This window comes from Pseudomonas sp. COW5 (assembly GCF_026240005.1).
Classification (GTDB): Bacteria; Pseudomonadota; Gammaproteobacteria; order Pseudomonadales; family Pseudomonadaceae; genus Aquipseudomonas; species Aquipseudomonas kribbensis.
The window spans coordinates 5,225,629-5,236,975 of sequence record NZ_JAPHVP010000001.1 but is presented as its reverse complement, the minus strand read 5'-3'; the positions used below and the strand labels follow the sequence as shown (position 1 = coordinate 5,236,975).

Sequence of the window (11,347 nt, the reverse complement as noted above, 5' to 3'; positions counted from 1 at the left end):
TGCCATGCACAGCTTCGACTTCAGCCAACTGAGCCCACGGGAAAAATACAAGATTCTGATTGGCAGCGTGGTGCCGCGCCCGATTGCTCTGGTCACCACCATCGACGGCGAAGGCCGGGTCAACGCGGCGCCGTTCAGTTTCTTCAATGCGCTGTCGGCGGACCCGCCCATTCTCGCGCTCGGTGTCGAAAACTACGGCGACCAGAGCCCCAAGGACACCACGCGCAATATCCAGATGAACCAGGAGTTCACCGTCAACATCGTCAACGATGCACTGGTGGAGGCCATGAACGTTTGCGCGGTGCCGTTCGCGCCGGGCTTCGATGAGTTGACGGCTGCCGGCCTGACGGCGATCCCCGGCACCTCGGTCAAATGCCCGCGAATCGGCGAAGCACCGGTGGCGCTGGAATGTCGGCGGATGATGGCGCTGAACATCGGCCAATCACGGGAGATCATTTTTGGCGAGGTGTTGATGGCGCACGTGCGCGACGAGTTGATCGACCCGAAAACCCTGTACATCGATCAATTGGGGCTGGATGCGATCGGGCGCATGGGCGGCCATGGTTATGCGCGGACCCGGGATTACTTCGATCTGCCGACCCGCTCGTTGCAAGCGTGGACGGAGGCACCGGGGGGTGGCGAACGGTTCTGGCCCGCAGCCAAATAAATCAACAGAGCAACGCATTACCCCTGTGGGAGCGGGCTTGCTCCCACAGGGATTTACATCGTTTGCTCAATCAGTCCCGTACTTCGGCGACCGTGGCCCGTACAGCAGGCCTGCCGGATGACCGGCCGACAGCAGTCGATTGCTGGCCACACCGGCAATCGGGTAGCCGGCATCGGTGGAGCTGTTGACGATCTGTTTTACCGCCGCGGTGATCAGCGCGCCGATCAGGCCGCCGCCACTGTTGTTGCCACCCTCTTCGCTCGACGCCCGGGCCGCACCGGTCCACAAAGTGGCGCCGGTTTTCAGGTCCACCAGTTTGGCGCTGGCGGTGACGGCGGTTTCGCTGCTGATCACCATGTAGCGCGTGCCGTACTCGCTGACGGTGATGTACAGCGCCGCGTCGGCACCGAAGATTTCGTGCAGTTTGTTGACCGGCGCCTGATGGATGTCATCCGGCGTGGTCAAGCCGTTCTGGCGGAACGTCTCGTCGACCAGGGTAATCGGCAGCACGTAGTAACCGGCCTCGGCCAGCGGGAACGTCACTTGCGACAACAAGCTGTAGGACGCCTTGACGTCCGGCGAGGTGTTCAGCGGCGGCAGCACCAGAATGGACTTCGGACGCGCTTGCTTGTACGCCGAATAGTCCACGGTTTTCGGTGCGACGCAGCCACCGAGAACGGTCAGCGCCAGGCCGGCGGCCAGCAGTTTCAAGGCACGGGAGATCATTTGGCGTCTCCGGTCTTGGCGTTCTTGAGCAAGAAGTCCATGTAGGTGCCGGACTCGGGGAACAGGGTCTTCTCGGTGCGCAGTTGCTGCACCATCTGATCGTCCTTGCCCATGCTCAGGTACAGCAGACCGAGGTGTGCGTGGTAACCCGGCGGTACGGGCTTGCCACTGGCGCGGATCTTTTGCAGATCGGCTTCCAGCGCTTCGGCCTGGGCCTCTTTCGGCGTTTCGCTTTTGAAGTATTCGTAGACTTGTGGCTGGTAGCCTTCCCACTGGTACAGGGTTTGCGGGCTGCTGCAACCGGCCAGCAACGCGCTGGCAGCCAGTGTCATGGCCATCAGCGGCCGGGACAGGGACAGATTCATGGTGTGTTGCTCCTTGCGTTGGGCGTCTATCAGTTGCCCGGTTTCCAGGCGCCGGCGTTCATGCCATCGACCAGGCGATTGATCGCCTCGCGCATGGCCAGATCGAGGACTTTGCCGTTGAGGGTGGAGTCGTAGGCAGCGGTGCCTCCGAAGCCGATGATTTCGCGGTTGGACAAGGCGTATTCGCCGGCGCCCTGGGTCGAATACACCACTTCGGAAGTGCTGATGTTGACGATGTTCAGGTTGACCTTGGCGTAGGCGACCTGGGTCTTGCCACGGCCGAGAATGCCGAACAGCTGATGATCGCCGGTCTCTTTGCGGCCGAACTCGGTGACGTCACCGGTGACCACGTAATCGGCGCCTTTCAGACGCTGGGCCTGGCCCTTGATCGCCGCTTCCTGCTGGATCTCGCCCATGTTGTCGCGGTCGAGCACGGAGAAACGGTTGGTCTGCTGCAAGTGAGTGATCAGGATGGTCTTGGCCTGACCGCCGAGACGGTCGACGCCGTCGGAGAAGATCCCGCGCATGTAGCTCGAACGGTTGTCGAATTTGCCCACGGCCATCGGGATACGGACACCGGTCCAGGCTTGAGTGGCGCTTTCCACTTTGGCCACCGGCAATGCGCGGGAGCTTTCGGTGGCGCAACCGGAAAGCGAGCCGGCCAGGGTGCCGAGGACGGCAATCGCAACGCCCGAGACCAACATCCGGGAGATCATTCTCACTGTGCATTCCTTCTGAAAAATGATGTGTCCCGGCACGGCAAAAATCGTGGGGGATCGGGAAAGGGCCGGCATTATGCCAAAGTGCCATCAGTGAGGACAGGTTTTTTTGACGCCATTGAATTGGCTTAATGTCAGACACAAAATCCTGTGGGAGCGAGCCTGCTCGCGATAGCGATGCATCAGACGAAATAACTATCGGCTGACTGGACGCCATCGCGAGCAGGCTCGCTCCCACAGGTTCAGAGGTTGTCAGTGGAAATCGCGGCTTTGCACCCGAATCCCGTTGAGCAACGGGCTGAGATCGCTCAAGCGTCCGGCAATCAAGTGCCGCACCTCGCCTTCGCGCTCCCAGCGGCCATCGACCTTGAGCAGTTGCGAACCGACCAGCACCTGACGCTGACGCTCGGCCAGATCGCGCCAGACCACCACGTTGACGTTGCCGAACTCGTCCTCCAGGGTCACAAAGGTCACGCCGCTGGCGGTGGCCGGTCGCTGGCGGCCGGTCACCAGCCCCGCCACGCTGACCGGCCGGCCGTGCTCGACCTCCAGCAACTCCCGGGAACTGCGACAGCGCCGCGCCCGCAACTCGTCGCGCAACAACGTCAGCGGGTGCGGTCCCAGCGTGGTGCCCAGCGTGGCGTAGTCGGTGAACAGGTCCTCGCTGACACTCGGTGTGGGCAGCCGCACATCCGGCTCCTCCTGACTCGGCAACCCGGCAAACAGTCCGAGCTGCTTCTGCACTCCGGCCACCTCCCAGCGTGCCCGATGGCGATGCCCGGCCAGGCCCCGCAGCGCTCCTGAGTCCGCCAGCAACGCCTGGGCCCGACTGTCGAGCCCGGCCCGGTCACCCAGATCGGCGACATCGGCAAACGCGCCCCTCGCCCGAGCCTTTTCAATGTTCCGTGCATCCTCTTCGCGAAAGCCCTTGATCATGCGCAGGCCCATGCGAATCGCCGGTTGCTCGCCGGTGATCGGCTCCAGGCTGCAATCCCAGTCGCTGGCGCGCACGTCCACCGGGCGGATCTGCAAATGATGCCGGCGCGCATCCTGAAGAATCTGATCCGGGCTGTAGAAACCCATCGGCCAGCTGTTGATCAGCGCACAGGCGAACGCTGCCGGTTCATGGCACTTGAGCCAGCAACTGGCATAGGTCAGCAAGGCAAAACTGGCGGCATGGGACTCGGGAAAACCGTAACTGCCGAAGCCCTTGATCTGCTCGAAGATCTGCGCGGCGAATTCCGGGCTGTAGCCGTTTTTTTTCATGCCGGCGGCCAACCGCTCCTTGTGCGGCTCCAAGCCACCGTGGCGTTTCCACGCGGCCATGGAACGCCGCAACTGGTCGGCCTCGCCGGGGCTGTAGTCGGCAGCGACAATGGCGATCTGCATCACCTGTTCCTGAAACAGCGGCACGCCAAGGGTGCGTTTAAGCACCACCTCCAGCTCCGGCGACGGATAGGTTTCCTTTTCTTCCTTGTTCCGCCGGCGCAAATACGGATGGACCATCCCGCCCTGGATCGGCCCCGGCCGGACGATGGCCACCTCGATCACCAGATCGTAGAAGTTTTGCGGGCGCAGGCGCGGCAGCATCGACATCTGCGCCCGGGACTCGATCTGGAACACGCCGATGGTGTCGGCGCGGCTGATCATGTCGTAGGTCGGGCGATCGTCAGGCGGGATGCTGGCCAGGCTCAGGTCCTGATGGCGATGACGGCGCAGCAGGTCGAAACAGCGGCGAATCGCACTGAGCATGCCGAGGGCGAGGATATCCACCTTGAGCAGCCCGACCGCATCGAGGTCGTCCTTGTCCCACTGGATGATGGTGCGGTCAGCCATGGCGGCATTTTCCACCGGCACCAGGGTGTCCAGCGGCTGCTCGGAAATCACGAAACCGCCGGGGTGCTGCGACAGGTGCCGGGGAAAGCCGATCAGTTGCCCGGTCAGGCTCAGCACCCGGTGCAGGATCGGGCTGTCCGGGTCGAAGCCGTTTTCGCGCAGGCGCTCCACGGGCGGCGTTTCATCACTCCAGTGGCCGCAGCAGTCGGCCAGCGCATTGATCTGGTCCGGCGGCAGACCCAGGGCCTTGGCCACGTCGCGCACTGCGCCGGCGGCGTGATAGGTGCTGACCACCGCCGTCAGCGCCGCACGACGGCGGCCATAACGACGAAACACGTATTGCAGGACTTCCTCCCGGCGCTCGTGCTCGAAATCCACGTCGATGTCCGGCGGCTCGTTGCGCTCTCTCGACATGAAACGCTCGAACAGCAACGTGGTGTGATCCGGGTCGATCTCGGTGATGCCCAGGGCAAAACACACCGCCGAGTTGGCCGCTGAACCGCGGCCCTGACAGAGGATTTTCTGTTCCCGGGCGTAGCGCACCACATCGTGCACGGTGAGGAAGTAGCTTTCGTAGCCGAGTTCGGCGATCAGCTCCAGCTCATCGTCGATCTGCTTGAGCACCTTGGCTTGCGCGCCTTTCGGCCAGCGCCAGGCGATGCCTTGTTCAGTCAGGTGGCGCAGCCAGGAACTGGCGTCATGTTCCTCGGGCACCAGTTCTTTCGGATATTGATAACGCAACTGGCCAAGGTCGAACGTGCAGCGCCGGGCCAGCTTCACGGACTCTTCCAGCAAGATCTGCGGATACAACTCGCTCAACACATCGAGGCTGCGCAAATGCCGCTCGCCATTGGGGTGCAGGCGCAACCCGGCTTCGGCCACCGGGACGTGATGACGGATCGCGGTCATGGTGTCCTGCAAGGCCCGGCGACCACGGGCGTGCATGTGCACATCGCCGCTGGCCACGGCCGGAATCTGCAGTTCATCCGCCAGACTCAGCAGTGCCGCCAGTCGTTGCTGATCGTTCTGCCCGCGATGCAACTGCACCGTCAGCCACAGCCGCTCGCCGAAGGTCTGTTTCAGCCAGCGGCCCTCTTCCACGTCATCGACCGTATCCGGCGCCCACAGCACCAGCAACCCCGGCAGCGGTTCACTGAAATCTTCGCGCAGTATTTGATACTGACCTTTCTGGGTTCGCCGTCGAGCCTGGGTGATCAAGCCGCATAGCGCCTGATAACCCTCGATGTTCTCCACCAGCAACACCAGTTTCGGGCCGTTCTCGATGCGGATTTCGCTGCCGATGATCAGCGGCAGCTCTACGGACCTGGCCGCCTGCCAGGCACGGACGATCCCGGCAAGAGTGCACTCATCGGTGATCGCCAGCGCCTGATAACCGTGCTTCTTCGCCCGCTGGAACAATTCCAGCGCACTGGACGCGCCGCGCTGGAAGCTGAAGTTCGACAGGCAGTGCAGCTCGGCATACCCCTGATTCACGCGAACCAGCCTTGGAGCCACAACGGGCCGCCCTCGCCCACTGCCCGGTACGCCCAGCCTTGCTGGCCGGCGCGGTTCTGGATCAGGTAATAATCGCGGCGCACGTCGTCACCGTCCCACCAGCCGGACTCGATGCGCTCCGGCCCCATGAGGATGCGCGCCGAACCTTCGGGCACGGACTGCGGCTCACCCAGCAACCAGCCCGGACGCTGCACGCCCGGCAACGCAGCACAAGGCTGTTTGTCATCGGCGTTCTGCCACGCGCACTCCGGGCGATGATCGGCCTGGAAGCGCAGGCCCTGCACCGCGTCATCCCCCAGCCGCGCGCGCAAGCGTTCACGCAGCTGCTCCCAGGGCAAGGTCTGCTGCGGACGATCGTCGAACAGTTCCTGAAACTGCGGCACGAAACTCGGCAGATCCTCGGCCCGCAGACGAAAACCGCGCACCGGGGCTTCGACCTGCACCTGCTCCAGTCGGCCACGGGCCAGCTCGAAGAGCATCGCCGGGTCGCGCTCGGCGCTGAGCAGACCGACCTTGATCAATGTGTCCGGCAACCCTGCATGCTCCAGATGCAGATCGAAGCGCTGCACGCCGCTGTCGCGCCCGCACAAGAACGCCGACAGATCGGACGTCAGGCGGCGCAACGGGAACAGCAGCGCCTGATGGGACTGCACGTCGAAGTTGAGTTCGATGCGCACGTCGAAGCGATCCGGCGGCAGGTAGAACGCCAGCGCCAGCGGCCGTGCGCCAAACAGCGTGTCCAGATGCTTGAGCATCGGTGCCTCGAATCGCCGGGCCAGGGCCTGACGCGGCAGGCTCTGCACCTGATGGAGGTGGCGCAGGCCCATGCGCGACAGCGCCGTGGCCACACCCGGATCAAGTCCGACACGGTCGACCGGCAGTTGCCCGAGGTGATGGCGCAGGGCTTCACCGTCCGGCACCACCAGTCCGTCATAGGCGTTGGCCAATACACGCGCCGCCACCGGGTTGGGCGCTGCGACGATGCGGTGACGAAAGCCCAGTTCCGTCAGCTCCGTGCGTAATCGCGCCTCGAACTGCGCCCAGGAACCGAACAGCCCGAGGCTCGATTCGATCTCGAACACCACGGTACGCGGGTAATGCACGCTGACCTGTGCACTGAAGCGATAAGCCCAGGCGGCGAGAAACTGCTGCCAGTGCTCGACCTCGGCAGCATCGTAATCGACGGTGGCGAACCCTTTGCTCATGGCCTGCGCGGCGGTCATCGACTGACCGGGGCGCAAGCCCAGTGCCCGCGCCGCCGGGTTGACCGCTTGCAGCACCCGGCGCTGGGCCGGGCCGCTGAGCAGCGCCAGGGGTTGCTCGGGATCGGGGCGTTGACGCAGCACGGCGTCGAGGGCCAATTGCGGGAACAGAATGCAAACCCAGCGCATGGCGACCTCAATGCCCCACGGCAAAGGCAATCGGTGCGGTACGCGCCAGACCGCCCCGGCATTTGAGCACGCGCAATTGCGCCGGCCGGGCATCGATGGCAATGCGCAGCGCGGCCGGCGACGGGTTGACCGCTTCGCTCAAGGGTCGCCACGCGAACGCCAGGGTCTGGCCGGTTTCCGCCGCCACCTGCAAACGGCGCAAGGCACGGTCATCGGCCTTGTGCGGCCAGCACAGCACCGCGCCGCAACTGCCCGAGCGCAGGCATTGCTCCGCCGCCCACAAGGCATCGCGCTCGCTGGCCTGGATCACCGACAACTGCCGCAGATCGACCCCGGCATTGGCCCAGGCCTGCGGGTATGGCACGAACGGCGGTGCCACCAGCACGATGCGCTCCCCCGCCGCCGACAGCCGCGCCAACGTCGGCCACACCAGTTGCAGCTCGCCGACCCCGGGCCCGGCCAGAAGGATTTCGCTCAGCGCCGCTTCCGGCCAGCCACCGCTGGGCAAGGCTGCGTCCAGCGCCGCATGCCCGGTGGGTTGCGGGCTGGCGGTGGGTGGCGCAGGCCGGCCCCTCCAGACCTGGCCGCCATTGAACAGCGTATCCAGCGCAACGACGGCACCCATCAGCCTTGCCTCACCAGACCGCAGAACACGCCTTCGATGGCCAGGTCCTGATCGTCACGCACCACAATCGGCTGGTACGCCGGGTTGCGCGGCAACAGGCGAACCTCATCGCCGACCCGCTCGAAGCGCTTGATGGTGACTTCACCGTCGAGCCGCGCCACCACGATCTGGCCGTTGAGCGCCTCGGGGTTGCGGCGTACGCCGACCAGATCGCCGTCGAGAATGCCGTCCTCGATCATCGAGTCGCCCTGCACCCGCAGCATGTAGTCGGGCGTGCGGGAGAACAGTGCCGGGTCGAGCATCAGGCGATTGTGGATGTCGGCATCGGCGCCGATGGGCGCACCGGCAGCCACCCGGCCAAGCACCGGGACTTCGAGCAGCTCCGGTCGCGGCGGTTGCCCGAGCAGGCGAATGCCCCGGGCCTGATGCGGATTGACCTCGATGAACCCGGCCTCGGTGAGCGCCAGCACATGCTTGCGCGCCACGCTGCGGGAGGCAAAACCAAAAGCCTCGCTGATTTCAGCGAGGCTTGGGGGCTGACCGTGTTCGGCGATGCGTTCGCGGATAAAGGTCAGGATGGCGGTACGGCGGGGAGTCAGAGTCGTCATGGAGTACATTTGTACTCTTGTGGGAATTTCCTGACAAGCACCGCCAGTCAACTCAAATCCTGTGACTGATCGTTCCCACGCTCTGCGTGGGAATGCAGCTGTCAGTTCAAACCGCGTTCAGCGAGAAACCCTGCGATGTAGTCGATAAACGCCACAACCTTGGCCGTCGCCCGCCGATGGCTCGGGTACACCGCCAGAATGTGCGGGCCGAAGCTGTCCGGGTCGATCTCGTAATCAGCCATGACCCGCACCAGTCGCCCGTCAGCGATATACGGGGCAGCGCTCCACAACGGCGTGTGCAGCAAGCCGCGCCCGGCCAAAGCGCTGGCCAGCAGCAAATCGTAATTGTCGCTGCGCAACAGCGGCGTCGCCGGTTGCGCCAGGCTCAGGCGCTGGCCGTCGCGCTCGGCCCACCAGAATTCGCGGCTGAGCAACGGATGCCGGTACAGCAGCCATTCATGCTGATCGAGGGTTTGCGGCGTCACCGGCAAGCCCTTGCGCGCCAGGTATCCGGGGCTGCCGCACAGCGCCAGACGATTGCTGCCGACCACCCGGGCAATCAGCCCCGGCAAGTCGTCATGGCCTTCGCGCAATGCCAGGTCGTAGCCGCTTTCCAGCAGATTGACGAATTCGTCGCACAAATCCACTTGCAGGCTGATCTGCGGGTATTGCTGCAAAAAGCCGTCGCACACCTGATCGAGAAACGCCCGGCCGTAAGCCAGCGGCGCGGTGATTTTCAGGCTGCCGCGCAGGCCGTGCTGCAACTGCTCGATTTCCTCGCCGGCCTCGTCCAGCCGTTGCAGCACCTGACGTGCGGTTTCCAGATAGAGCCGGCCGATTTCCGTCAGCAGGATCCGCCGCGTGCTGCGTTCGAACAGCCTCGCGCCGAGTTCGGATTCCAGATGATTGACCGCTTTGGTCAGGGCCGACGGGGTCTTGCCCAGTTGCTCGGCAGCGCGGCTGAAACTGCCGAGCTGCGCGGTGACCACGAACATTTTCAGTGCACCCAGCTTGTCCATGCTTTTTCCATTCAGGCAAAAACGTTTTTCGTGAGGGAGGCGTTCTGTCGGGCGTTGGCAGCCACTAATCTGGCCATCAGACGCAATAACAAGGAAATGTTCAATGAAAAGATTCATCCCGCATTTCACAAAAAATGTGCTGATCGCCGCTGTGAGTTTTGCCTCGATGGAAGCCATGGCAGCTACCGATCTGGTGCTGCTCAACGGCAAGATTTTCACCGCCGACCGCGCTCAACCGAAGGTTCAGGCGCTGGCCGTGGAGAACGGCAAGGTGCTGAAAGTCGGCACGGATGCGCAGATCAAGGCCTTGATCGAACCCGGCACCCAAGTGATCGACCTTCAAGGCAAGGCCATGATGCCCGGCTTGATCGACAGCCATTCCCACGCGATTTTCGGCGGACTGGAAATGGTCTCGGCCAACATGGAAGACGATGTGGTCGGTCTGGATGAACTGGAAAAACGCCTGCGCGCCTGGCGTGACGACGGCAAGGCCCGGCATGGCGATGTGTTGAGCGTGGCCGGCATGAGTTCGGCGTACTGGGCCAAGGCTGAAGCGCTGGGCAAGATCTTCAACCACGGCGAATGGGCCGACGTGCCGGTGGTGTTCACCGGCAGCGATCACCACACGGCGTGGGCCAACAACGTCATGCTCAAGCGCGCGGGCATCGACGCCGCACTGCTGAAAAACTTGCCGGACGCGGAAAAAGACACCATCGGCAAACTGGCCAGCGGTGAACCGAACGGCTTTGTGGTCGATGCCGGCTGGGATCGCGTCGCCTCGAAAATGCCGGTACCGAGCCCGGCCGACATGCTCAAGGCGGCGCAATCGGCGGTGCGTTTCAACAACAGCCTCGGCATCACAGCATGGATGGACCCCGCCGCCAACGCCGCACCGGGCGAACCGGTGTTCGCCCTCAAGCCCACCGAGAAAACCGTCGGCGTGCTGCCGGCCTATAAGGCCCTGTCGGAAAGCGGTGGCATGACCGCTCACGTTGCTGCGCTGCTGGTGGCCAACCCGAAAAGCGTCCCGGCCGATCTCGACACCCTCGACAAGGTTCGCCAGCAGTTCCAGGGCATCCCCAATCTGACGCTGCCGGGAATCAAGATCTTCGCCGACGGCGTAATCGAATACCCGGCCCAGAGCGCGGCGATGATCGATCCCTACAGCAACTCGCACAAACAGGGTGAGTTGCTGATCGACCCGCAGCACTTCGGCGAACTGGTCAGCGCCATCGACCAGCGCGGCTGGCTGGTGCACATCCACGCCATCGGTGACCGCGCGGTACGCGAATCCCTCAACGGTATCGCCCAGGCGCGCAAGGATCGGCAGAGCGGCGTGACGCACTCGATCACCCACCTGCAAATGGTCAATCCGAAGGAGTTCGCCCGCTTCAAGCCGCTGAACGTGATTGCCTCGATGCAACTGCTGTGGGCCAGCGCCGACGATTACACCACCGACATGATCAAGCCTTACGTCAGCGCCCTCGCCTTTCGCTATCAATACCCGGCGCACTCGCTGCTCAAACAGGGCGCGACGATTGCCGGCGCCAGCGACTGGCCGGTGTCCTCGCCGAACCCGTTCAACGCCATCGCCCAGGCCATAACCCGCACCGGGCCGCTGGGCGTGCTCAATGCCGACGAACGCCTGGACCGCGAAACCATGTTCTACGCCTACACCGTCAACGCGGCGCGCACTATCGGGCTGGAGCAACAGATCGGTTCGCTGAGCCCCGGCAAACAAGCCGATTTCATCGTGCTTGATCGCGACGTGTTCAGCGTCGATGACAAATCCCTGCATGACACGAAGGTGCTACAGACCTGGTTCGCCGGCCGCCAGATCTACGCCCCTACCCTCTAAAAACAATCGCCATACCCC

General features: G+C 63.8%; 10 protein-coding genes. 2 read left to right on the top strand and 8 right to left on the bottom strand.

Features of this window, described 5'->3' with window-relative positions:
- The first annotated feature begins 4 nt into the window (after positions 1–4).
- Entirely contained in the window at positions 5–667 is a 663-nt protein-coding gene (locus OQ248_RS23965) for a flavin reductase family protein (protein WP_265814261.1), read from the top strand.
- A gap of 66 nt (positions 668–733) precedes the next feature.
- Here the strand turns inward: OQ248_RS23965 and OQ248_RS23960 are convergent, their stop codons facing one another.
- The 8 genes from OQ248_RS23960 to OQ248_RS23925 form a co-directional block, all read right to left on the bottom strand.
- Positions 734–1,393 carry a DUF799 domain-containing protein gene (locus tag OQ248_RS23960; protein WP_085710127.1) on the bottom strand — a complete coding sequence of 220 codons (660 nt, stop codon included), beginning with the start codon at positions 1,391–1,393 and terminating at the stop codon, positions 734–736.
- Positions 1,390–1,758, bottom strand: coding sequence for a DUF4810 domain-containing protein (locus OQ248_RS23955; RefSeq protein WP_192558170.1), 369 nt, complete (start codon positions 1,756–1,758; stop codon positions 1,390–1,392). Before OQ248_RS23955 ends, OQ248_RS23960 begins: the two co-directional genes overlap by 4 nt.
- A gap of 29 nt (positions 1,759–1,787) precedes the next feature.
- A complete protein-coding gene (locus tag OQ248_RS23950; RefSeq protein WP_167748751.1) occupies positions 1,788–2,474 on the bottom strand; it encodes a CsgG/HfaB family protein in 687 nt (228 codons plus the stop codon).
- 255 nt (positions 2,475–2,729) lie between these two features.
- A complete protein-coding gene (locus OQ248_RS23945; RefSeq protein ID WP_265814260.1) occupies positions 2,730–5,828 on the bottom strand; it encodes an error-prone DNA polymerase in 3,099 nt (1,032 codons plus the stop codon).
- Positions 5,804–7,219, bottom strand: coding sequence for a DNA polymerase Y family protein (locus tag OQ248_RS23940; protein WP_265814258.1), 1,416 nt, complete (start codon positions 7,217–7,219; stop codon positions 5,804–5,806). The genes OQ248_RS23945 and OQ248_RS23940 overlap by 25 nt, the downstream gene beginning before the upstream one ends.
- Before the next feature lie 7 nt (positions 7,220–7,226).
- The gene (imuA, locus tag OQ248_RS23935) at positions 7,227–7,844 is read right to left on the bottom strand and encodes a translesion DNA synthesis-associated protein ImuA (RefSeq protein WP_265814257.1); all 618 of its coding nucleotides are present in this window, start codon (positions 7,842–7,844) and stop codon (positions 7,227–7,229) included.
- On the bottom strand, positions 7,844–8,461 hold the full coding sequence (lexA, locus tag OQ248_RS23930) for a transcriptional repressor LexA (RefSeq protein WP_265814256.1): 618 nt from the start codon (positions 8,459–8,461) through the stop codon (positions 7,844–7,846). The genes imuA and lexA overlap by 1 nt, the downstream gene beginning before the upstream one ends.
- Positions 8,462–8,553: 92 nt before the next feature.
- Positions 8,554–9,471, bottom strand: coding sequence for a LysR family transcriptional regulator (locus tag OQ248_RS23925; RefSeq protein ID WP_265814255.1), 918 nt, complete (start codon positions 9,469–9,471; stop codon positions 8,554–8,556).
- Between the two features lie 103 nt (positions 9,472–9,574).
- On the opposite strand from OQ248_RS23925, the gene OQ248_RS23920 reads away from it, so the two are divergent.
- On the top strand, positions 9,575–11,329 hold the full coding sequence (locus OQ248_RS23920; protein WP_265814254.1) for an amidohydrolase: 1,755 nt from the start codon (positions 9,575–9,577) through the stop codon (positions 11,327–11,329).
- Positions 11,330–11,347 lie beyond the last annotated feature (18 nt).